This is a genomic window from Streptomyces sp. NPDC031225 (genome assembly GCF_055570355.1).
The window spans coordinates 78,094-99,465 of sequence record NZ_JBVIHJ010000005.1 but is presented as its reverse complement, the minus strand read 5'-3'; the positions used below and the strand labels follow the sequence as shown (position 1 = coordinate 99,465).

At 71.2% G+C, this 21,372-nt stretch carries 19 protein-coding genes and 1 pseudogene; 9 read left to right on the top strand and 11 right to left on the bottom strand.

What is annotated here, in order from left to right; all coding sequences use genetic code 11:
• Positions 1-57: 57 nt before the first annotated feature.
• Positions 58-411, bottom strand: coding sequence for a VOC family protein (locus ACZ48Z_RS10030; protein WP_468735335.1), 354 nt, complete (start codon positions 409-411; stop codon positions 58-60).
• A gap of 208 nt (positions 412-619) precedes the next feature.
• Here ACZ48Z_RS10030 and ACZ48Z_RS10025 point away from each other — a divergent pair, with 208 nt between their 5' ends.
• Positions 620-1,015 (top strand): GNAT family N-acetyltransferase, encoded by a 396-nt coding sequence (locus ACZ48Z_RS10025; protein WP_468735334.1) that lies wholly within the window; start codon positions 620-622, stop codon positions 1,013-1,015.
• 312 nt (positions 1,016-1,327) lie between these two features.
• On the opposite strand, the gene ACZ48Z_RS10020 is transcribed toward ACZ48Z_RS10025, so the two are convergent.
• From ACZ48Z_RS10020 to ACZ48Z_RS10005, 4 genes and pseudogenes are all read right to left on the bottom strand, one after another.
• Positions 1,328-3,439, bottom strand: coding sequence for a nitrate- and nitrite sensing domain-containing protein (locus tag ACZ48Z_RS10020; RefSeq protein WP_468735333.1), 2,112 nt, complete (start codon positions 3,437-3,439; stop codon positions 1,328-1,330).
• A gap of 516 nt (positions 3,440-3,955) precedes the next feature.
• Positions 3,956-4,308, bottom strand: a pseudogene (locus tag ACZ48Z_RS10015) (sigma factor); the annotation flags it as partial.
• Positions 4,309-4,353: 45 nt separating this feature from the next.
• The gene (locus ACZ48Z_RS10010) at positions 4,354-5,475 is read right to left on the bottom strand and encodes a PP2C family protein-serine/threonine phosphatase (protein WP_468735332.1); all 1,122 of its coding nucleotides are present in this window, start codon (positions 5,473-5,475) and stop codon (positions 4,354-4,356) included.
• Positions 5,476-5,757: 282 nt separating this feature from the next.
• A complete protein-coding gene (locus ACZ48Z_RS10005) occupies positions 5,758-7,470 on the bottom strand; it encodes a sigma-54-dependent Fis family transcriptional regulator (RefSeq protein ID WP_468735331.1) in 1,713 nt (570 codons plus the stop codon).
• A 164-nt stretch (positions 7,471-7,634) separates the two neighbouring features.
• Between ACZ48Z_RS10005 and ACZ48Z_RS10000 the strand changes: the two genes are divergently transcribed.
• The 6 genes from ACZ48Z_RS10000 (at position 7,635) to ACZ48Z_RS09975 (ending at position 14,162) form a co-directional block, all read left to right on the top strand.
• Positions 7,635-9,422 carry an FAD-dependent oxidoreductase gene (locus ACZ48Z_RS10000; RefSeq protein ID WP_468735330.1) on the top strand — a complete coding sequence of 596 codons (1,788 nt, stop codon included), beginning with the start codon at positions 7,635-7,637 and terminating at the stop codon, positions 9,420-9,422.
• Positions 9,423-9,489: 67 nt separating this feature from the next.
• Positions 9,490-10,359, top strand: a complete 870-nt coding sequence (locus ACZ48Z_RS09995) for an intradiol ring-cleavage dioxygenase (protein ID WP_468735329.1) — start codon at positions 9,490-9,492, stop codon at positions 10,357-10,359.
• Positions 10,356-11,438, top strand: coding sequence for a maleylacetate reductase (locus ACZ48Z_RS09990; RefSeq protein ID WP_468735328.1), 1,083 nt, complete (start codon positions 10,356-10,358; stop codon positions 11,436-11,438). The genes ACZ48Z_RS09995 and ACZ48Z_RS09990 overlap by 4 nt, the downstream gene beginning before the upstream one ends.
• A gap of 22 nt (positions 11,439-11,460) precedes the next feature.
• A complete protein-coding gene (locus tag ACZ48Z_RS09985; RefSeq protein WP_468735327.1) occupies positions 11,461-12,375 on the top strand; it encodes a YceI family protein in 915 nt (304 codons plus the stop codon).
• A gap of 52 nt (positions 12,376-12,427) precedes the next feature.
• Positions 12,428-12,835 (top strand): DUF3224 domain-containing protein, encoded by a 408-nt coding sequence (locus tag ACZ48Z_RS09980; RefSeq protein ID WP_468735326.1) that lies wholly within the window; start codon positions 12,428-12,430, stop codon positions 12,833-12,835.
• 220 nt (positions 12,836-13,055) lie between these two features.
• A complete protein-coding gene (locus ACZ48Z_RS09975; protein ID WP_468735325.1) occupies positions 13,056-14,162 on the top strand; it encodes an NAD(P)/FAD-dependent oxidoreductase in 1,107 nt (368 codons plus the stop codon).
• A 553-nt stretch (positions 14,163-14,715) separates the two neighbouring features.
• Here ACZ48Z_RS09975 and ACZ48Z_RS09970 read toward each other — a convergent pair.
• Positions 14,716-15,393 (bottom strand): LuxR C-terminal-related transcriptional regulator, encoded by a 678-nt coding sequence (locus ACZ48Z_RS09970; RefSeq protein ID WP_468735324.1) that lies wholly within the window; start codon positions 15,391-15,393, stop codon positions 14,716-14,718.
• A gap of 278 nt (positions 15,394-15,671) precedes the next feature.
• Between ACZ48Z_RS09970 and ACZ48Z_RS09965 the strand changes: the two genes are divergently transcribed.
• A complete protein-coding gene (locus tag ACZ48Z_RS09965; RefSeq protein ID WP_468735323.1) occupies positions 15,672-16,523 on the top strand; it encodes a hypothetical protein in 852 nt (283 codons plus the stop codon).
• Positions 16,524-16,695: 172 nt separating this feature from the next.
• On the opposite strand, the gene ACZ48Z_RS09960 is transcribed toward ACZ48Z_RS09965, so the two are convergent.
• Positions 16,696-17,568, bottom strand: a complete 873-nt coding sequence (locus ACZ48Z_RS09960; RefSeq protein ID WP_468735322.1) for a helix-turn-helix transcriptional regulator — start codon at positions 17,566-17,568, stop codon at positions 16,696-16,698.
• 103 nt (positions 17,569-17,671) lie between these two features.
• On the opposite strand from ACZ48Z_RS09960, the gene ACZ48Z_RS09955 reads away from it, so the two are divergent.
• A complete protein-coding gene (locus ACZ48Z_RS09955) occupies positions 17,672-18,379 on the top strand; it encodes an SDR family oxidoreductase (protein WP_468735321.1) in 708 nt (235 codons plus the stop codon).
• 64 nt (positions 18,380-18,443) lie between these two features.
• On the opposite strand, the gene ACZ48Z_RS09950 is transcribed toward ACZ48Z_RS09955, so the two are convergent.
• From ACZ48Z_RS09950 to ACZ48Z_RS09935, 4 genes are all read right to left on the bottom strand, one after another.
• Positions 18,444-19,406: an electron transfer flavoprotein subunit alpha/FixB family protein gene (locus tag ACZ48Z_RS09950; RefSeq protein WP_468735320.1), complete on the bottom strand. Its 963-nt coding sequence runs from the start codon at positions 19,404-19,406 to the stop codon at positions 18,444-18,446.
• Positions 19,407-19,478: 72 nt separating this feature from the next.
• Entirely contained in the window at positions 19,479-20,267 is a 789-nt protein-coding gene (locus tag ACZ48Z_RS09945) for an electron transfer flavoprotein subunit beta/FixA family protein (protein WP_468734693.1), read from the bottom strand.
• Positions 20,268-20,306: 39 nt separating this feature from the next.
• Positions 20,307-21,053 carry a GntR family transcriptional regulator gene (locus ACZ48Z_RS09940; protein ID WP_468735319.1) on the bottom strand — a complete coding sequence of 249 codons (747 nt, stop codon included), beginning with the start codon at positions 21,051-21,053 and terminating at the stop codon, positions 20,307-20,309.
• Positions 21,046-21,369: an acyl-CoA dehydrogenase family protein gene (locus ACZ48Z_RS09935; protein WP_468735318.1), complete on the bottom strand. Its 324-nt coding sequence runs from the start codon at positions 21,367-21,369 to the stop codon at positions 21,046-21,048. The genes ACZ48Z_RS09940 and ACZ48Z_RS09935 overlap by 8 nt, the downstream gene beginning before the upstream one ends.
• Between the last annotated feature and the right edge of the window lie 3 nt (positions 21,370-21,372).

Here is a 21,372-nt window from a genome sequence, read left to right as displayed (position 1 = left end):
ACAGGTGACGTGTCTCCCCGCGGACCGGTGGTCGGACACCGCCCGCGGCGGCCCCGGTCACGCGGGCTGCCACAGCTCCACGCGGTTGCCCTCGGGGTCGGTGACCCAGCCGAAGCGGCCGACGCCCTCCATGTCCTGCGTCTCCTCGGCCACGTCCGCTCCCTGGGCACGCAGTTGCGCGAGCATCGCGTCCAGGTCGCGGACCCGGAAGTTGAGCATGGTCTGCTGGGTGCGGGAACCGAAGTAGTCGGTGTCGGACTCGAACGCCGCGAAGACAGTGGGCCCGGGTTCCTGACGCCACAGGCCGTTCTCGTCGGCGACCAGGCCCAGGCAGTCGCGGTACCACGCGCTCAGGGCCACCGGGTCGGCCGCCCTCATGAAGTGTCCGCCGATTCCAAGCACACGTTCCATGGCGCCATCCTGCCAGCACGGCGACCGGGCGGGCCGTCACCGACCCGGCCCGGCTCACGCCCCTCACCGCGATGGACGGTTCAGGCCGGGCCTCCAGAACCCAGGGGTGCTGCGTCGGCGAGCGTGCGGATCGCGTCACACGCGGCGGGTGGTATTTCACGTGCCCCTGAAATCAAGGGAGTTGGGTCTCGGGATCTACGATCGGCGGATGACGATCATGTACGAATGGCGGGGCGACTTCGACAACGCGGCCGTCAACATCCTTCACGCGGAGGCCTTCGGTCACCCGGTTCCGGACGTCGACTGGCTGACGCGGGTCCGCCGCCACAGCGTCGGCTGGGTCTGCGCACGGCGCTCCGACGAGCTGGTCGGCTTCGTCAACGTGGCCTGGGACGGGGGAGTGCACGCCTTCCTCCTCGACACCATGGTCGGCGTCGGTTTCCGGCATGCGGGGATCGGCACCGGACTCGTCGCCGAAGCGGTCCGTGGTTCCCGCGCGGCAGGGTGCGCGTGGCTGCACGTCGACTTCGAGGACAGGTTGGCGGGCTTCTACTTCGACGCCTGCGGTTTTCGGGCGACGAGCGCGGGACTCATCGCGCTCTGACCGTGTGCGGACCGGGGCTGTGCCGGTGTCCCCCGCCGGGCACTGCTCGTTCCTGTACGCGGATCAGGCCTGATCCCCGGTGCGGGCGGTACGGCGGAGCCTCCCGGCCAGGATCGGTCGGGAGCCCACTGCCTGTCTCGCCCTGTCCGACGTCGGGTTGAGCGTCGGCGAGGTGTGCGCGTGGGCACTGGTGGACGAGGTCACGAAGCCGTCGCTGTCCGAGGTCGCCCTCTGGTACAGCCCCGTCCACCCGGATCGGCGCACCCGCCGCAGAGCTGGATGCTCCGGCACGGGTGCTGTTGCGCAGGGTGCCTACCGCTCGTCCCAGGACTCGTACGCACGGCTGGGGCCGTCGGGGAAGCCGGCCTCCGCGAAGGCGGCCAGCGCCAGGGTGTCGGCGTCGGATTCCGCCGCCCCCGGTGACCGGTAGGTGATCGTGTCCGGCAGCATGGCCAGGGCGGTGATGCCCTGGCCGCCGTCGGACGGGCGCAGCTGGACGCGGATGCCGTGCCGGTCGGCCAGCCGGCCGACCACGTACAGGCCCATGCGCTGGGAGATCGCGACGTCCACGGTCGGCGGGTCGGCCAGGTGGTGGTTGATGTCGGCCATCTCCTCGGGAGGCAGCCCGATGCCGCTGTCATGCATCTCGATCATGATCCGGCCGTCGGGCAGCCGCGCCGCGGTGACCCGGACCATGGAGTGCGGCGACGAGAACGTCGTCGCGTTCTCCAGGAGTTCGGCGAGCAGGTGCACCAGGTCGGTCACGGCACGACCGTGGATCTCGGCCTCCGGGACCCCCGACAGCTCGACGCGCTCGTACTGCTCGACCTCCGAGGCCGCGGCCCGGATCACGTCGACCAGGGGGAGCGGCTGATCCCACTGCTGGGCGGGGGTCTCGCCGCCGAGCACGAGCAGGTTCTCGCCGTTGCGGCGCACACGGGTGGCCAGGTGGTCCAGCCTGAAGAGGTTGGACAGCTGGTCGGGGTCGGCCTCCTTGCCCTCGAGGCTGGTGATCAGGGCGAGTTGCCGCTCGATCAGCGACTGGTTGCGGCGCGCCAGGTTGCTGAAGATCGTGTTGATGTTGGCGCGCAGCAGTGCCTGTTCGGCGGCCAGCCGGACGGCCTCGCGATGGACGTGGTCGAAGGCGCGGGCGACCTCGCCGATCTCGTCCGTCGTGGTGATCGGGATCGGTGCCACCTGGGCGTCGACCCGGCCGGGAATGGCCCGGGTGAGCTGGGTCAGCAGCGCGGGCAGCCGTTGCTCGGCGATCTCGTGGGCGGAGGTGCTGAGCCTGCGCATGCTGGTGCTCATCGTCCGGGCCACCCAGGCGGCGAGCAGGAAGGCGGCGAGCACCGCGGCGAGCACGAGCACGGCGTTGATGATCGCGTCGTTGCGGGCGTCGTCGGCGATCGACTGTGCCTGCGCCAACGCGGTGTCGGTGAGGTAGACCTCGACGCTGCGGTACGCGTCGAAGCTGAGGGTGGAGGCGGCGAAGAAGGTCTCGGACGTGATGCCCTGCGCGGCGAGCTGCGCGGCCGACTTGCCCGAGGCGATCTCGCTGGTCATCTTCGCCAGGCTCGGCGGGGCCACGAAGGTCTTCCCGGCCGCCTCGGCCTGTGTCTGGGCCTCGGTGGCCTGTTCCATGCCGAGCTTCTGCGCGTCGGAGAGCGCCTTGCGCAGCCGGGTCATGTCCGCGTCGGTCCCGGCACCGGCGTACTCCTGGAGCCCGACCTGTTCGAGATAGACGTAGGAGCTGAACGAGCCGAGCTGGACCTGGAGTTCGCCGTCGGCGAGCTTGCTGCGGTCCTCGACCAGGAGGTGGGTGCCGATGGCCCGGATCAGGGACTCGGCGGCCTGGGTGAGGGAGGCGGCGTACAGGGTGCGGCCGAAGCTCGCCCCGTTGCTGCTGCCGAAGCCGAGTTCGTTGGAGATCTCCATCAGCGGGTGCTGGACGGCGTGGTAGCTCTCCTCGGTCTGCACACCGGTCAGCCGGGAGGTGAAGGCGCTCGCGCGTACGGTGGCGAGTTGCTTCTCACCCGTGCGGACGAGGTCGACGCGGCGCAGCAGGCCGGGGGTCTGCGGCATCCGTTTCACCGCCTCGTCGAACGCCTTCGCGTCCGCGTCGGTGATGGCCCGCGCCTTGGTGACCACGCTCGACGTCCGGTCGCCCTTGACCAGCGGGGTGACCGACACGTCGCGCTCGTTGATGGCGTCGCTCGCGTACTTGTTCGCGGCCTGGACCAGCTCCGCCACCCGAACCGCGTCGTCGGCGTCCTGCCAGGTGTCCACCGAATGTTTGACGCGGAAGCCGCCGAGGACGAGGGCGACGATCACCGGGATGAGGAGGATGGCCTGGAGCTTTCTGGCCACGCGCCAGTTGCGGGTCCACAGCCCTCTGGGGGCGGCGGATGAGGTGTTCGACAAGATGGCCTCACGGTTCTGGGTCGCCTCGTGTCCTGCACACTCAAGAACGTGGGGCGCATGGGGAATTGTTCAGACCGGCGCGCCGCGGAATCCGCGCGAACGTGCGCAACGAGAGTGGCTTCGGCCAATTCTTAGCACCACGCGTTCACCTCCGGCCCGTGTTTTGTCAAAGTTGCAATTAGTTTCCGTGCGTCGCTGTCACAGAACCCGCTGCTGTCCTGTCCTGCTGTACAGAGCCTCGAACGGGAAAGGGAGACAGAGCTGAAGATCGTCGTCATCGGAGGCACGGGGCGCATCGGATCGCAGGCGGTGAACCTGCTCCGGAGCAGCGGTCACGAGGCCGTGGCGGCCGCGCCCAGCACAGGCGTCGACACCGTCACCGGAGCAGGCCTCGGGCGGAGCCGGTCGTGGACGTGGCCAACTCGCCGCCTTCGAGAGGGAGGCCGCCGTCGACTTCTCCACACGCGCGACGCGGAACCTCACCGCGACGGAGAAGGAGGCCGGTGTCCGCCGGGCCGCGCTCTCCAGCGCCTCGCCCCGCTCGGCGCCGACCTGCGAATCCACGCTGGTGTCCACGGGCTCCGGCAGCCACGGTCCCGGGTACGCCTCGCGGCGCACCGCGCCGACTGGGCCACGTCGATGGCGAGCCGGGTGGTGATCTTCGTCAGGAACGCCCCCGGGTCGAGCACCTCGCCCCGGTCGGTGTCCTGCCACCGCAGCCACGCGTCCTGCGCCACGTCCTCGGCCTCGGCCTCGGACACACTGCCCAGGATCCGGTGGGCGATTCCGAGCAGCCGTGGCCGCAGTCGCTGCAAAGCGTCCGCCTCCTCGTCGGAAGAACCGTCGGTCAGCGGCGCAGGCGTGTCCATGGAGCCGATGCCACGGCGGGGGGACGACGGGACGCGGGAGCGGACTCAGAGCCGCCGGGAGCGGCGGACGGTCAGGACGGCGACGTCGTCGTGCGGGCCGCCGCGGCCGGCGAAGGAGCGGGCGTCGTCGTGGAGGAACTGCGGCAGCTCGGTGGGGGAGAGGGCGACGTGCTTCGTCAGACGGTCGTCGACCGGGTAGAACGTGCCGTCCGCCGAGCGGGTCTCCGTGAGGCCGTCGGTGCTCAGCAGCAGCGTGGCGCCCTCGGGGAACTCGAACCAGCCGACCGTCGTGGGTTCGTCGGCCAGCTCGGCCAGGCCCAGCGGCACGCCGGGCTCCAGTTCGGGCGTGCTGACCGCGCCGTCGTACAGGACGTGGGGCAGGACGTGTCCGCAGTTGACGGCCTGCACCTCGGTGTCCGCGCCGACGCAGACGATGAGGGCGGTGACGAACCGTTCGTCGTCGCCGGTGTGCGCGGCATACGAGTTGTGCCGCACCACCGCCGCGTCCAGGGCGTCCACGAGCGCGGTGAGGGTGGGCTCGCGGTGCGCCGCCTCCCGGAACGCGCCGATGACGGCGAACGCGGCGCCCACCGCGGTGAGGCCCTTGCCCTGCACGTCCCCGATCAGCACCCGGGTCCCGAAGGGTGAGTCGACGACGTCGTAGATGTCGCCGCCGACGAGCCGGTCCTCCTGGAGCGGCTCGTACACGCCGTTGACCAGCACGTCGTCGGTGAGCAGGGGAAGGGGATGCAGGATGTGCCGCTGCATGGCCGCGGCGGTGGAGCGCAGCCGCAGCATGGCGTGCTCGCGTCTGATCCGCCGGTGGCATCCGTAGACGGAGGTGGCGGCCAGCGCCACGGTGAAGAGAATCAGCAGGAGCCGGTCGGACCAGTGACCCGCTTCACGGTCCCGCAGCAGCACGCTGGTGGTGACGACCAGCGTGGTCCACACCGCGACGAACGTGGTCTGGCGGACCGTGCCCAGCGCCGAGGCGGCTCCCGGCAGGAAGACCAGCAGGCCGAGCAGCCACACCTCGGACCCGGACACCGCGCCGAGGACCTCCACCAGGCCCGTGACGGTCACGACCCCGGCGACGAGTTCGACGTCGCCCGGAGGCTCGATGGTGTCGAAGGCGTCGCCAGATCTCTTACGACGGCTACGGGTCATGCACGCTCCCAGGTGGTGATCTCCTCCTACGTTATGCAGGCCTGCTCCGCCCCGGACACGCGCCCCGCCGATCCGGCTGTCCGGGCAGGGGCGCTGTCTGAGGAGCTTTGGCGATCCGGCCCCGCACGGACGCCGAGGAGCCGGGGTCCCGCTCGTCCGACGCGAAGCCGCAGGCCGTGAGCACGCCGTCGAAGATCAGTGCGCGCGCGGGTGCCGAATGGACGTCCCGTTCGGTCTCGCCCCGGCCGGTGTCCGGCGACGGCTTCCGCCACGGCGGGGTCCTCAGCCCTCGTACTCCCGCAGCTTGCGGTACAGGGTCGCCCGGCCGATGCCCAGCGCCGCCGCCGCGCGGGACTTGTTGCCGCCGTGCCGGTGCAGTGACTCCAGGATCGTGGCGCGTTCGGCGTGTTCCATCGGGCTGAGCGGGCGGACGGCGGGACCTTCCCGCACGTTGTCCGGCAGTTCGGCCCGGCGGACCGGCCCCGAGGCCCGTCGGTGTTCCGCCAACGCCTGTACGACGTGGGCGAGTTCGGTGACGTTCCCGGGCCACGGGTGTTGTTCGAGGGCGCGCAGGGCGTCCAGGGTCCAGGTCAGCGGAGGACTTCCCGGTGCCGGGCGCGGAGCGAGGGCGGACAGCAACTCCCTTATGTCCTCGGTCCGTTCACGCAACGGCGGCAGGGTGACCGTGCGGGCGGCCAGCTTGTCGAGGAGCCGCTGGAGACACGGGCCGGGCGGCGTGCCGGGTGTGTGGGTGACCAGCAGCCGGGTGTCCGGGTGGGCGTCGAGCAGGGAGTTGAGGGTGGCCACGGCCGGCTGCGTGAGCCGCTCCGCGTGCCGCAGCAGCAGCGGACTTCCCGTGGTCCACTCCGCCAGGTCCCCGTCGAGGGCGCCGTCCTCGGCCGCGTCGACGACCTGCGCGGAGACCGCGCCCAGCAACTCCCGGGCCAGCGCGGTCTTCCCCGTTCCGCGTTCGCCGGTCAGCAGCACGGGCTCGGGGGAGCGGGCCAGCTCGGCGGCGCGTTCGACGGCGTACCGCCACGGCAGGGAAGAGCCGGTCAGGAAGGGCGGCCGGCGCAGTCGGGGGCGCGGTGCGTTCTCGCCCCGCGGCTCCAGGACGGCCACGATCCCCAGGACCGCCCCGCCCTGCCGCACCACGTCGATCCGCGCGGTGCACCCGGCCCCCTCGGGCAGCTCGACGGCGGGCGGCGCGTCCGTGTGCCGCGCCGCCACCGCCGTACGCTCAAGAGCCCGAAGCGTCTGCGGAGTCGCCAGCCGCTCCGCCGCCGCGCTGAGCAGTCGGTTGCGGCCGTCCAGTGCGGCCACCGCGCGGTCCTCCCCGCGAGCGGCCCGCAGGTAGGCCTCCAGGAGGACCTGTTCGGGCCGGCCCGCCCGGGCGAGCAGTTCGGCCTCCACCGCGGCGGCGGCGGCCTCGGCGAGCGCGGCCTGCGGATGCGGCGGACATCCGCCGCACAGGTGCGAGGCGACGGTGAGCGTGCCGAGTACCTGTCCGCTCTTCGGCGCGTGCACCGGGACGCTGACCGCCGACAGGTCCTGCCACACGTCGAGGAAGTGCTCGGGCCCGTGCACCTCGGCCCGGCGCCGGCTGCGCAGGGCGAGCGCCGCGCTGTTGTGGCCGACCTCCTGCTCCGAAAGGCCGGGGCACGGGGCGAGTCCGGGCGCGCTCCCGGACGTCCACAGCACGCGCAGCCGTGCGTCGGTGAGGATCAGGACCGAGCGGTCGGTGCCGAGTGCGGGGGCGATGCGTTCGAGCACGGGCCGGGCCGCGCCGAGCAGCGGTGATTCGACCGGCCGCGGCGGATCGGTGACGGGCCCCCTGAGGTCGTGCGGTACGCCGAAGAAACGCGCCCGCCGCCACGCCGCAAGGACTTCTTCCGGCACGCCGTCGGGCAACGGGCGCCCGGACAGGAAGCGCTCACGCGCCACTCGCAGCGGTGGGAGGGCGTGGACTGCGGGGGACTGCTCTGTGGTGGTCACGACGTCTCCACCGTAGCGGGTTCGGTTGAACACGCAACGAGTACCCGTCCTGACGGGCAAGGTGACGGGGCAACGCGTGCCCCGTACGACCGGACAGGCGACGAGCGCCCCCTGTGTCACCCGGTGTCTCGTATTGAGACACCCGCGCGCCGCCGCACGGCACCATGATCACTACTGTCCGTCGTCCGTGCGTCCCCGCCAGGAGCGTCCCCGTGCCCACTGCCGTCGAGACCGACGTCCTGATCGTGGGCAGCGGCCCGGCCGGAGCCTCGGCCGCGCTCGCCCTGAGCACCTACGGCGTCCCCCACATCGTCGTCACCCGCTACGCGAGCCTCGCCGACACCCCCCGCGCGCACATCACCAACCAGCGCACCATGGAGGTGCTGCGCGACCTCGGCGTCGAACAGGACGTCGTCGCGCGGGCGACCCCGCAGCACCTGATGGGCGACACGACCTTCTGCACCGGCCTCGCCGGCGAGGAACTGGGCCGGGTGCGCTCCTGGGGCAACGACCCGCTCGTCCAGGCCGCCCACGAACTCGCCAGCCCCACCCGCATGTGCGACATGCCGCAGCACCTCATGGAGCCGGTCCTCGTCGACGCGGCCGTCGCCCGCGGCACCAGCCTGCGCTTCCAGACCGAGTACCTCTCCCACACCCAGGACGCCGACGGCGTGACGGTCACCGTCCGGGACCGGCTGCGCGGGGACACGTACGAGATCCGCGCCAAGTACCTGATCGGCGCGGACGGCGGCCGCTCGAAGGTCGCCGCGGACGCCGGGCTGCCGATGGGCGGCCAGATGGGCGTGGCCGGCAGCATCAACATCGTCTTCGAGGCGGACCTGACCAAGTACACCGCCCACCGCCCCTCCACCCTCTACTGGGTCCTCGCCCCCGGCGCCACCGTCGGCGGCATCGGCGCGGGCCTGGTGCGCTGCGTGCGGCCGTGGAACGAGTGGATGATCGTGTGGGGGTACGACGTCACGGCGGGCGCCCCCGACCTGACCACCGAGTACGCGGAGTCGATCGTGCGCCGGCTGGTCGGCGACGACGAGATCCCCGTGACGATCAAGTCCTCCTCGGCCTGGACCGTCAACGAGATGTACGCCGAGACCTACTCCGCCGGCCGGGTCTTCTGCGCCGGGGACGCCACCCACCGCCACCCGCCGTCCAACGGCCTCGGCTCCAACACCTCCATCCAGGACTCCTACAACCTGGCCTGGAAACTGAAGCTCGTCCTCGACGGCACCGCAGCCCCGAAGCTCCTGGACACCTACACCGCCGAACGCGCCCCGATCGGCAGGCAGATCGTCACCCGCGCCAACCAGTCCATCGGCGAGACCGCCCCGATCTTCGAAGCCCTCGACGGACTCTCCCCGCAGACCCCCGAGCAGCTGTGGGCCAACATCGCCGTCCGCAAGGACGCCACCGAGGCCGCCGAGAAGCAGCGGGCCAGGCTCCGCGAGGCCATCGCCTTCAAGGTGTACGAGTTCAACGCGCACGGCGTCGACCTCAACCAGCGCTACACCTCGGACGCCATCGTCCCCGACGGCTCCGGCGAGGAGACCTTCGCACGCGACCCCGAACTGCACCACCAGCCCACCACCCGCCCCGGTGCCCGCATCCCGCACGCCTGGATCACCTCCGGCACCCGCAGGCTGTCCACCCTGGACACCGTCGGCAAGGGCCGGTTCACCCTCCTCACGGGCATCGGCGGCGAGAGCTGGGTGCGGGCCGCCGAGGCGCAGGACATCGAGATCGCCACCGTGGTCATCGGACCGGGCCGGCAGTACGAGGACCCGTACGGCGACTGGGCCCGTCTGAGCGAGATCGCCGACGCGGGCGCCCTGCTGGTCCGGCCCGACGGGTTCGTCGCGTTCCGGCACGCGAGCGCCGCCACCGACGCCGAGGCTCTTCTCTCGGACGCGCTGCGGCGGATCCTCGGACGCGCCTGAGGCCACGCCCGAACCCACCGGGCGCGCAATCATGGAAGAAACGCCACGTCGACGAGGAGGACCCGGGATGACCACCGATGCGATCGGGACCGGTGTCACCGAGGAGGCCGTCGCCGGCCTCCACGCGACCGCCGACCCACGCCTGCGCGAACTCCTCGCCGGCCTCATCGGCCATCTGCACGACTTCGTGCGCGAGAGCCGGCTCACCCAGCAGGAGTGGGAGAAGGCGATCGCCTTCCTGACCGCGACCGGGCAGAAGTGCACCGACACCCGGCAGGAGTTCATCCTCCTCTCGGACGTCCTCGGCGTGTCCATGCTGGTGGAGACCCTCAACGGCGACCGCGTGCAGGGCGCCACCGAGTCCACCGTGCTCGGCCCCTTCCACATGACGGAGTCGCCCGTCCGGGAACTGGGCGACGACATCGACCTGGTGGGCGGCAGCGAGCCGTGCGTGGTCAGCGGCCGGGTCCTGTCGGCAGACGGCACCCCGCTGCCCGGCGCCGTCCTCGACGTCTGGCAGGCCGACGACCAGGGCTTCTACGACGTCCAGCAGCCCGACGTGCAGCCCGAGGGCAACGGCCGGGGACTGTTCACCGCCGACACCGAGGGCCGTTTCTGGTTCCGCACCTGCGTCCCGGCGCCCTACCCGATCCCCACCGACGGCCCGGTCGGCGACCTGCTGCGCGCTACCGGCCGGCATCCCTACCGGCCCGCGCACATCCACTTCATCGCCGCCGCCGACGGACACGCCCCCGTCACCACGCACATCTTCGTCGCGGGCAGCGACTACCTGGACTCCGACGCGGTCTTCGCCGTGAAACAGAGTCTGGTGAAGGACTTCGCGACGACCGACGACCCGTCCCTGGCAGCGGAGTTCGGCATCCCGAACCCGTTCCGGCACGCCCGTTTCGACCTCGTCCTGGAGCCGAACGCATGACGTTCACGGGCGACTTCACCTACGAGAGCCGTCCCGGACGGGTCGTCCTGCGGCCCGGCGCCGCCCTGACCGCGACCCCCGGTGAGGCCGAACACCTGGGCCTGTCAAGGCTGTTGGTCGTGTGCGGCAGCCGCGGTGAAGCCGTCGCGCGGGCGGTCGCGGACGCACTCGGCGACTCCTGTGCGGGGCTGCACGCCGAGGCCCGTATGCACGTACCCGTCGAGGACGCCGACCGTGCCGTGGCGGCGGCCCGCGCGGCCGGGGCCGACGGGGTCGTCGCGGTCGGCGGCGGCTCCTCGATCGGCCTCGGCAAGGCGATCGCACTGCGCACCGGACTGCCGCTGATCGCGGTGCCGTCGACGTACTCGGGCTCCGAGATGACCCCCGTGTGGGGCCTGACCGAGAACGGGGCCAAGCGCACCGGGCGCGACCCGAAGGTCCAGCCCCGCAGTGTCGTCTACGACCCCGAGCTGACCCTCTCCCTGCCGGTACCCCTCACCGTGACCAGCGGCGTCAACGCCCTCGCACACGCCGTCGAGGCGCTCTACGCCCCGGACACCTCGCCGCTGATCGCACTCATGGCGGAGGAGGGCGTCCGGGCGATGACCGGAGCCCTGCCCCTGCTGGCCGCCGATCCGGGGGACGTGGAGGCACGCGGGCGGGCGCTCTACGCGGCGTGGCTGTGCGGCTCCTGCCTCGGGGCCACCACGATGGGGCTGCACCACAAACTGTGCCATGTGCTCGGCGGCACCTTCGGGCTCCCGCACGCCGAGACCCACACCGTCGTCCTGCCGTACGCCCTCGCCCACAACGCCCCGGCGATCCCGGATGCGTTGACCGTGCTGAGACGGGCACTTGGCACCGACGACCCGTCACAGGCCCTGTGGGAGCTGGCCGGACGCCTGGGCGCCCCGCGCTCTCTCGCCGAACTCGGCTTCGATGAAGGCGACGTGGCGAAGGCGGCCGTACAGGTGACGGGACAGCCGTACGCCAACCCGCGTCCAGTGACGGCGGACGGTGTGCGGTCGGTCCTCGAGGCCGCGTACGAGGGACGGCCACCGCGCGTCCCTCATCAGTGATCCCCGAAGAAAGGTGAACATCATGGCCCTCGCACTCCTCCGGCGCAGGCGGTCCAAGGCTGCCCTTGCCGAGGCGGCGGGCCTCTCCGTCCCCCTGCCGTCCGGCGCGGGCGCCGTGGCGCGTGAGATCGTCGACCCGATGGGCTCGCCCATGGCGGGCGCCGACGTCACCGTCACTGCCCTGGACACGCACCGGGTCGCGGCCCGCGGGACGGCCGACCCCTACGGATACTTCGTCGCGGTACTGCCGCCCGGCCGCTACAGCCTGCTGGCCGCCGCCGAAGGCCTGCAGCCGCACCGCGAGACGGTCGATGTCGGACCGGGTGCGACGGCGCCCGCCGAGCGGGTCCGGCTGCAACCGGCCCAGGCGCTCCAACTGCCCACGCCCGGCGTCTGGTTGTTCGATCCGCCGCACACCGCGATCCGCTTCATCGCCAAGCACGTCGGCATGGCCCATGTGCACGGCCGCTTCGAGCGCTTCGAGGGCGGTATCCAGGTCGCGCAGGACATGTCCCAGTCCCGCGTCCAGGTCCGCATCGACGCCTCCAGCATCACCACCGGCAACACCACCCGCGACAACCACCTGCGGTCCGCCGACTTCCTCCACGTCGAACGCTTCCCCCACATCGACTTCGTCAGCAGCCGCTTCGCCTACCGGGGCGGCAGCAAGTGGACCCTTCAGGGAAGCCTGACCATGCACGGCGTGAGCCGTTCGGTCGCCCTCGACACGACGTACCTGGGCACGGTCAACGGCGGCTACGGCGAGGAACTGCGCTGCGCGGCCCTCGCGACGGCGGAGCTGCACCGGGAGGACTACACCCTGAACTGGCGCTCGATGCTGGCCCGGGGCATCGCGGTCGTCGGCCCCACGGTCCAGCTGGAACTGGACGTCCAGGCGATGTACCGCACCCACGACACGCCGACCCCGCCGAAGTAGTACCGGACCTGTTCGGGCGGTCGTTGTCAGACCCGGTCGGTACGGTCGGCCCATGAGAGCCGATGGAACCTTCAGCGTAAAAGCGTTCGTCCCGACCGGGCTGAAGCCCGAGCCGGCCGTGGTCACCGGGCTTCCCGTCGGGGTCGCGACCATGGAGAAGCACTTCGAGGGCGAGGTCGCGGGCCGCTCGTCGACCCTGTTCACCGCCGCGTACGACCAGGAGTCGGGCGTCGGCACCTACGTGGCCATGGAGTCCTTCGAGGGCTCGCTGCACGGCCGGTCCGGCGCCTTCAACTTCGTGCACTCCGCGACGACCTCCGGCAGCGACCGCACCGCGGAGTTCTTCACCATCGTTCCCGCCAGCGGCACCGGGGACCTGGCGGGGATCTCCGGCACCGGCGGCCTCGCGGTCGACTCCGACGGCACCCACCGCATCCGGTTCGACTACGAGCTCGGCTGACATCGCCGTCGCGGCGCCGCCGCCTCGCGGACGCACCGGCACAACTGACCGTCAACGGCGGGCACCTCACCCACCGCGGTGTCAGACAGCTTCACAGAAATCACACACGGCACGACTGACACTTTAGGTTTCAAGGGTTACGCTCACCGGCATCCGAGTGCTCGGGGGAGCGGCTCGTCCGCCATGGCACTCCCTCCCCCCACGGTTCAGGAGTCTCGGAGTGCGTGACGGCGACGTAGTGGTGATCGGCGGCGGCTATGCGGGCGTCCGGCTGGCGAAACGGCTGGACGCGACGGCGCGGGTCACGCTGGTGGACCGCAAAGAGGTCTTCTTCCACCGCATCTCCTCCCTGCGCGCGGGCGTGCGCAAGGAGTGGACCGTCACCCCCTTCATCCCCTACGACCGGCTGCTGCGCCACGGCCGGGTCGTCGTGGGCAAGGTGGTCACCATCGACACCGCCCAGCGGCAGGTGGCGCTGGCCGACGGGACGAGGCTGCCGTACGACGTGGTGGTCATCGCGACCGGCGCCGACTACCCGGCACCGGCCCGCTTCGGCGGAACCACCACCGAGGAGGCGATGAAGTCCTTCGCCGAACACCAGCAGAAGATCGCCCTCGCCGAGCACGTCCTCGTCGTCGGCGGCGGCCCCTCCGGAGTGGAACTCAGCGCGGAGATCCGGCTGGCCCGGCCGGACGCCCGGGTCACGCTCGCCCACTCCGGTCCCGCGCTGCTCCACAACACGGGAAGCGAACGCGCCGGACGCAAGGCGCGCGCCTGGCTGGAGTCCCACGACGTCGAGGTACGGCTCGACACCTTCATGTCCCAGGGCAACGACTTCGGCACCTACCGAGACGCCCGGGGCGACGTCATCACCGCCGACCTCTCCTTCTGGGCGACCGGCACCACCCCCAACACCCTCTGGCTGCGCCTGGGCGGACACGGCGAGTGGCTGACCCCGTCCGGGCACGTGAAGGTCGACCGCGCGCTGCGGGCCGAGGGGCACGTGGACGTCTTCGCCGTCGGCGACGTCAACGACGCCAGCGAGCTCAAGATCACCCCGGCCGCGCTCGCCCAGGCCGACCTCGCCGCGTGGAACATCCGTGCCCAGCTGAACAGTTCGGGCCGGCACCGCAGGGAGCCCCGCTTCTACCGGCCCATCCACCGCACCCCGCTGATCGTGCCCTTCGGCCCTGCAGACGGCGTGACCATGCTGCCCGTGCCGGGCGGCGAGACCGCGGTCCTCGGCGGCCGGACCACCACGCTGGCCAAGTCGAAGACCCTCATGACGCCCTACATGAGGCGCCAACTCGGCTATACAGCCGCCTGATCGGCGAAGGCGACGGTGACGGCGACGGTGACGGCGGCCTCGGCGGTCGCGCGCCGGCTTTCTCGGTGCGGGGCGACGTGGAGGTACGCCCGGCAGCGGATCGCGCACGACGAGCTCTGGACAGCCCTAAGCGTCACGGCAGCACGGGGTGTCGCAGTGGATGCGATGGGTGTGGGCCGTCAGGGCGCTGTACCGGAAGCGCAGAACCGGGTCCGGCCGCTCCTCGGCCAGGCTGGACCGTGCGGCCCTGTTCGGGGGTGACGGCGCATAGCTGCTGACGGGCTCGGCGACCCGTGGTGGCCGCCGGCGCGGGGGATCGGCGCGAGGAAGCGGATCGTCGCGCGGGTGTCCGTCGGGGCCGAGTGTGCGCGGGGCGGGCCAGTGCAGGAAGTTGGAACCACCGCCACAGGGGCAGGGCGTTTCCCGGCCGCCCGGGAGGGGGCCCGGCTCGGCGACGGAGGGGTGAGTGGGGGCACCGGCTCGCCTTCCTCCCGGTTCTCGGCCGGCGCATCAGAAGCAGGCGACGACCGGGCACCGCAGGGCGTGCCTGGGCCTATGCGTGCAGGACGTGCTGTGTTGGTCTGACCAGGCCCGATTCGTAGGCGAAGACCACTGCCTGGACCCGGCCGCGGGCGCCGATCTTGGTGAGGATGTTGCTGACGTGGGACTTCACGGTGGTCGGGGCGATGCAGAGCCGGTCGGCGATCTCGACGTTGGAGTCACCGCAGGCGACCGCGGTGAGCACGTCGCGCTCGCGTCCCGTGAGGGTGTCCAGCCGGTCGCCCGACACGCTGCTGTCGACGGCACGCTGATCGCGGACGGCGTCGATGAGCGCACGGGTCAGTCCGGGGGAGACCACGACGTCACCGGCGGCCACGACCCGGACGGCCGCGACCAGTTCGTCGGCGGTGGCGTCCTCGGGGAGATGTCCGGCGGCCCCGGCGCGCAACGCGCCGTAGGGGTAGGTGTCGTCGCCCGAGGTGAGGAGCAGGACGTGCGGGACGGGCCCGTCCGGTGCGTGGGCGATGCGGCGGACGGTCTCGACGGTGTCCGTGCCGGCAGTACGGCCGTCCAACAGGACGACGTCCGGCCGGAGCAGGGCGCTCAGCCGGACCGCCCCCGGCCCGTGTGTCGCCTCGCCGACGACGGTCAGGTCGGGCTGGGACTCCAGGAGCATACGGAGGCCGACACGCTGAAGTGACTGGCCGGTGGCGATGAGGACGCTGGTCATGGCGGCGTACTCCATCCTCGCCCAGCAGGCGATCTGCTGAACGAAACGGTTTCGTTCTCGTGGGAGTCAGGCTAGCCCGAGGGGTATCGAAACGGGAGCGTATCGATTGTGGGGTGGGTCACAGTCTGCTCGGGTTTCGATGCTCAGCGAGGTCGTCCGGATGTCCCCGGCCCTCGCCACGGACGCGGCCCGGGACATGTGCGGCAGGGGGGCAACCCGTTCGCGGGCGGCGGCAACCCAGTGGTGAAATCCCGGCCCCCACGAAGGGAGTTCACTCCATGCGCACCCGTATCGTGCGTCTCGTCACCGTCCTCGTCGCCCTGCTCGCGGTGTTCGCCACCCCCGCCATGACGGCGACCCCGGCGCAGGCGGCGGACAACTGGAACCCGCCCGCAGGCCTCGTCCAGCCCCTGGGCGAGGTGTGGAACCACGTCGAGTCCACCTACCCCGACCTCTACGGCTTCCGCAACTACGGCTGGGACCAGGTCGTGGCCAACAAGGGAAGCGTCAACTACTGCGTCCGCTGGGAGTCCGACGCCCCGGTCAGCGCCGCCCTGCGGGACCAGGTCCACGCCGCTCTGAAGAAGCAGTTCGGCAAGTGGACGGCGGCCATGCTCGACAACGGCACCGGTACCAACGCCTGGCCGTACACCACGGTGCCCGTCAACATCGTCGGCTGGGCGGTCAAGAACCGCTCCACTCTGCAGTGGACCGACAACTCGGTCGACATCTACGCCGGAAACCTGGACTCCGAAGGTGCCCCGCAGTGCGCCCCCGACTGCGGCCGCTTCTTCCACCAGGACGGCAACTACTCGAAGTGCCCCGGCGGCGTGGCCCACCACTACGACCAGTCGCTCTGGCTGACCAAGGGCTTCCAGGGCGGAGCGGGAGGCGACTGGGGCCAGCGCATCGGCCAGGAGTACTTCACCGGGGCCCTCGCCCAGGAGAACATCCATATCTATCTCCACGAAGTCGGCCACACCTTCGGCCTCGACGACTTCTACGACTGGACTCCGACGGGCCAGTGCTGCTTCCTGATGAAGGCCGGCAGCGCGACCCAGATCACGGACTTCGACAAGTGGATGCTGCGCGACTTCTGGCGCCACCTGAAAAGCCGGTACGGCTACTGAGCGCGCGGGCGGCCGGTGTGTCCGGTCGCCCGTTCCGTGCACGGGCTTCCTCAACTGGCACGGCCACGCCTGGGAGTGCGCTCAGCGTCAACAGCTGTTCCATCCTTGCCCAGTTGGACGAGATGGAGGACAAGCTCCGCCAGGGGCGGTGTCGTTCGCTTCACCCACCGCGTCAGCTCCGTGATCCGGACGACGTGTCCTGCCCCTCGCCGACCAGGTTCTGGGTCCCCAGTACCGAGATCAGCCGCAGCTTCTCGGCGGCCTCGGTGCCCGGCTCGGCCGAGTAGACGAGGATGTGCAGGTCGTTCTCCTCCACCCGGAGCAGGTCGCAGTCGAGCGTGAGCGGGCCGGCCTGCGGGTGCTCGACCGTCTTGCGTGAGGCGGCGAGACGGCCCACCACGCCCACGTCCCACAGCTCGGCGAACCGCCCGCTGCGGACACGCAACTCCGCGATCAGGCGCGGCAGTTCGCGGTCGGCCGGATAGCGGGCGGCGGCCGCGCGCAGTTCGGCGACCAAGCCGGCCTCGAAGACGCGCCGTTCCTCAGGGGTGTGCCGCACCCGGCTCGGCGTACCCGTGAAGTTGCGCCACACCGCGTTGCGTTCGAAGCCGTGCAGTGCGGACGGATCGCCCATCAGTGCCGCGTACATCGGGTTGGCCAGCAGCAGCGTCATGGCCGCGTCGGAGACCACGACGGGGGTGTCGACAAGCCGGTCCAGCAGCCGCTGCACACTGGGCGTGATGTGGCCGGGCACGACGTCCGGGCCCGGCGGCACCAGTCCCGCGAGGCCGAAGAGATACGTCCGCTCGTCCCCCGACAGCCGCAGCGCCCGGGCCAGCGCCTCGACGACCTGCACGGACGGGTTGGCCGCGCGCCCCTGTTCGAGGCGCGTGACGTAGTCGACCGAAATGCCGGCCAGCAGGGCCAGCTCCTCGCGCCGCAGTCCCGCCGCACGCCGGTGACCGCCCAAGGGCAGGCCGGCCGCGTCCGGGGGAACCCGGTCGCGCCAGCGCCGCAACGCCCGTCCCAGTTCTGTGGCCGCCATGCTCCTCAGTGAACACCGTCGGCCGCGGATGTGCCTGGTACCGCCAGTCCCAGGAAGAAGGGCCTCCTGGCTGACCCCGCCGCCGCGCGGGAACCTGGGTGGCATGACGACAACACTCATCACCGGAGCGAACAAGGGTCTCGGCTTTGAGGCCGCCCGCCGACTCGTCGCCGCAGGTCACACCGTCTACGTCGGTGCCCGCGACGCCGAGCGAGGCCGGCGCGCCGCCGACGAACTCGGGGCCCGCTTCGTCCAGCTCGACGTCACCGACGACGCCTCCGTCGAGGCCGCCGCCAGGATCGTCGAGGCCGACGGCGGACTCGACGTCCTGATCAACAACGCCGGCATCGAGACCCGGACCGACGACAACAGCGTGCCGGTCGCAAGGACGGTGACCGCCGACCAGATGCGCACCACGTTCGAGACCAACGTCTTCGGTGTCGTCCGCGTCCTCGGCGCCTTCCTGCCGCTGCTGGAACGCTCGGCCGCACCGGTCGTGGTCAACGTCAGCAGCGGCCTGGCCTCGCTGACCCATCTCTCCGACCCGGACCATCCCGCGCACTTCTACCCGGGCATCGCCTACCCGGCGTCCAAGACCGCGGTCAACATGCTCACCGTCCAGTACGCGAAGGCCTTCCCGGCCCTGCGGATCAACTCCGTGGAACCCGGCTTCACCAAGACCGACCTGAACGGCAACACGGGCACGCAGACCGTCGAGGAGGGCGCCGAGATCATCGTCCGGATGGCACAGGTCGCCCCCGACGGCCCCACCGGAGGCTACTTCGACGTCAAGGGTCCGCTGCCCTGGTGACGCACAGGTGAACGAGCCGGGGCTGCCCAGGTCCTGCTGAACCGGGCAGCACCCTGCAACACGCTCAGCCCTTGCGGGTGTTGATCTCTTCGGTGAGGGCGGGGACGACGTCGAAGAGGTCGCCGACGACGCCGTAGTCGACGAGGTCGAAGATGGGGGCTTCGGCGTCCTTGTTGACGGCGACGATGGTCTTGGAGGTCTGCATGCCGGCGCGGTGCTGGATGGCGCCGGAGATGCCGTTGGCGATGTACAGCTGCGGGGACACGCTCTTGCCGGTCTGGCCGACCTGGTTGGTGTGCGGGTACCAGCCCGCGTCGACCGCGGCGCGGGAGGCGCCCACGGCCGCGCCGAGGGAGTCGGCCAGGGCCTCGATGAGGGCGAAGTTCTCGGAGCCGTTGACGCCGCGGCCGCCGGAGACCACGATCGCGGCCTCGGTCAGCTCGGGGCGCCCGGTCGACTCACGCGGGGTACGGCCGGTGACCTTGGTGCCGGTGGCCAGCGGCCCGAAGGACACGCTCAGTTCCGAGACGGTGCCGGCGGCCGGGGCGGTCTCGACCGCGGCCGAGTTGGGCTTGACGGTGATGACGGGGGTGCCCTTGGAGATGCGGGACTTGGTGGTGAAGGAGGCGGCGAACACCGACTGGGTGGCGATGGGGCCCTGATCGCCGGCTTCCAGGTCGGTGGCGTCGGTGATGATGCCGGAACCGATGCGCAGGGCGAGGCGGGCGGCGATCTCCTTGCCCTCGGCGGAGGAGGGCACCAGCACGGCGGCCGGGGACACCTCGGCGACCGCGGCCTGCAGGGCGTCGACCTTGGGCACGACGAGGTAGTCGGCGTACTCGGCGCCATCGTGGGTCAGCACACGGGTCGCCCCGTGCTCGGCCAGGGTGGCGGCGGTGTCGGCGGCGCCGTTGCCCAGCGCGACGGCGACCGGCTCACCGATCCGGCGGGCCAGGGTCAGCAGCTCCAGGGTGGGCTTGCGGACGGCACCGTCCACGTGGTCGACATAGACGAGAACTTCAGCCATGGGAATGCTCTCCTGCGGATTGCGAAGTCTGAGGGGCGGTAAGGGGGTTGAGCCTCAGCAGGCCGACGGCCCTTAGATGAACTTCTGGCTCGCGAGGTACTCGGCGAGCTGCTTGCCGCCCTCGCCCTCGTCCTTGACGATCGTGCCCGCGGTACGGGCCGGGCGCTGGGTGGCTGAGTCGACCGTGGTGTACGCACCGTCCAGACCCACCTGCCCGGCCTCCAGGTCCAGGTCGGACAGGTCCCAGGCCTGCACCGGCTTCTTCTTCGCGGCCATGATGCCCTTGAACGACGGGTAGCGGGCCTCGCCCGACTGGTCGGTCACCGACACCACCGCCGGCAGCGCGGCCTCCAGCTGCTCCGAGGCGGCATCACCGTCCCGGCGGCCCTTCACGGTGCCGTCCTGGACGGACACCTCGGACAGCAGCGTCACCTGCGGCACGCCCAGCCGCTCCGCCAGCAGCGCCGGGACCACACCCATGGTGCCGTCGGTGGAGGCCAGACCCGAGATCACCAGGTCGTAGCCGGCCTTCTCGATCGCCTTCGCCAGCACCAGCGAGGTACCGATCACATCGGTGCCGTGCAGATCGTCGTCCTCGACGTGGATCGCCTTGTCCGCGCCCATCGACAACGCCTTGCGCAGCGCGTCCTTCGCATCCTCCGGGCCGACCGTCAGGACGGTGACCTCGACGTCGTCATCGGAGTTCTCCGAGATCTGCAGCGCCTGCTCGACCGCGTACTCGTCCAGCTCGGAGAGCAGACCGTCCACGTCGTCCCGGTCGACGGTCAGGTCATCGGCGAAGTGCCGGTCGCCGGTGGCGTCGGGCACGTACTTCACAGTGACAACGATCCTCAAGCTCAAGGCTCTCTCCTGATTCTTGCGTTCGGAAAAACACTCGCGTCAGCGTCCGCTGCGCCGCAGCCGCACGCGATACGAGTAGTGCTCGGGCAGGAAGTGACTGACGGCCAGTTCCACGAGCCGGCCGGCGGCCGACTGGTAGACCCGGTCGATGCGCAGCAGCGACCGGCCCGGTTCACAGCCGAGGTGCCCGGCGATCTCCGCGTCGGCCGCCGCGACCGTGATGCTCTGTTCGGCCTCGGCGATCGGTTCGGGCAGCCGCTCGTCGAGCAGCCCGATGACGGTGGTGGCACCGGCGGTGCCGGGTTTCGCCAGTTCCGGGGCCGACTCCAGCAGCCGGCCGACCTCCGGCGGCAGGGAGACGCAGGTGTGGCAGAAGGCGGTGCCCTCGTGCAGCCGCAGAAAGGCGACCTGGTGCACCCGGTCGGTGTGCAGGCCCAGCCGGCCCGCCGCGGCGACGTCGACCCGCGGGTGCAGCGGGGTGACGACGTCCATACGGGTGTCGATGGACAGGCCCATCAGGTCGTCCACCGAGCCGAACTGGCGCAGGTACTGCTCCTCCCGGGGGGTGGCGAAGGTGCCCCGGCCCGGCACCCGGTGCACGAGCCCCTCGGCGACGAGGTCCTGGAAGGCCCGCCGCACGGTCTGCCGGCTGATCCCGAACCGGTCGGCCAGCTCGGCCTCGGTGGGCAGCCGTACCCCTTCCGGGAAGTCCTGGCGCAGGATCGCCGCCCGCAGCTCCCGGGCGAGCCGCAGATAGATGCTGTCGCGCTGTGCCTGCTCAGCCATCCAGCCCACCCCGTGCCACCAACTGCGCCGCGATCACATTGCGTTGGATCTCGTTCGTGCCCTCGCCGACGATCATCAGCGGTGCGTCCCGGACGTACCGCTCGACGTCGAACTCGGTGGAACAGCCGTAACCGCCGTGGATTCGTACGGCGTCGAGCGCGAGCTCCATGGCCGTCTCGGACGCGAACAGCTTGGCCGGGTAGGTGTCGGAGTGCTCCAGCTCCCTGACGACGGGCCGGACGTCCCGGTCGACGAACTCGCGCACGGTCCGTACGACGAGACGCTCGTCGGCGGAGATGATGTCCAGGACGCTCATCGC

Bases quoted from the DNA above. Each gene is read 5' to 3' on its own strand.
- ACZ48Z_RS10030 (WP_468735335.1), bottom strand. From the start codon at position 411: ATGGAACGTGTGCTTGGAATCGGCGGACACTTCATGAGGGCGGCCGAC.
- ACZ48Z_RS10025 (WP_468735334.1), top strand. From the start codon at position 620: ATGACGATCATGTACGAATGGCGGGGCGACTTCGACAACGCGGCCGTC.
- ACZ48Z_RS10010 (WP_468735332.1), bottom strand. From the start codon at position 5,475: ATGACCCGTAGCCGTCGTAAGAGATCTGGCGACGCCTTCGACACCATC.
- ACZ48Z_RS10000 (WP_468735330.1), top strand. From the start codon at position 7,635: ATGATCACTACTGTCCGTCGTCCGTGCGTCCCCGCCAGGAGCGTCCCC.
- ACZ48Z_RS09995 (WP_468735329.1), top strand. From the start codon at position 9,490: ATGACCACCGATGCGATCGGGACCGGTGTCACCGAGGAGGCCGTCGCC.
- ACZ48Z_RS09990 (WP_468735328.1), top strand. From the start codon at position 10,356: ATGACGTTCACGGGCGACTTCACCTACGAGAGCCGTCCCGGACGGGTC.
- ACZ48Z_RS09985 (WP_468735327.1), top strand. From the start codon at position 11,461: ATGGCCCTCGCACTCCTCCGGCGCAGGCGGTCCAAGGCTGCCCTTGCC.
- ACZ48Z_RS09980 (WP_468735326.1), top strand. From the start codon at position 12,428: ATGAGAGCCGATGGAACCTTCAGCGTAAAAGCGTTCGTCCCGACCGGG.
- ACZ48Z_RS09970 (WP_468735324.1), bottom strand. From the start codon at position 15,393: ATGACCAGCGTCCTCATCGCCACCGGCCAGTCACTTCAGCGTGTCGGC.
- ACZ48Z_RS09965 (WP_468735323.1), top strand. From the start codon at position 15,672: ATGCGCACCCGTATCGTGCGTCTCGTCACCGTCCTCGTCGCCCTGCTC.
- ACZ48Z_RS09960 (WP_468735322.1), bottom strand. From the start codon at position 17,568: ATGGCGGCCACAGAACTGGGACGGGCGTTGCGGCGCTGGCGCGACCGG.
- ACZ48Z_RS09955 (WP_468735321.1), top strand. From the start codon at position 17,672: ATGACGACAACACTCATCACCGGAGCGAACAAGGGTCTCGGCTTTGAG.
- ACZ48Z_RS09950 (WP_468735320.1), bottom strand. From the start codon at position 19,406: ATGGCTGAAGTTCTCGTCTATGTCGACCACGTGGACGGTGCCGTCCGC.
- ACZ48Z_RS09940 (WP_468735319.1), bottom strand. From the start codon at position 21,053: ATGGCTGAGCAGGCACAGCGCGACAGCATCTATCTGCGGCTCGCCCGG.
- ACZ48Z_RS09935 (WP_468735318.1), bottom strand. From the start codon at position 21,369: ATGAGCGTCCTGGACATCATCTCCGCCGACGAGCGTCTCGTCGTACGG.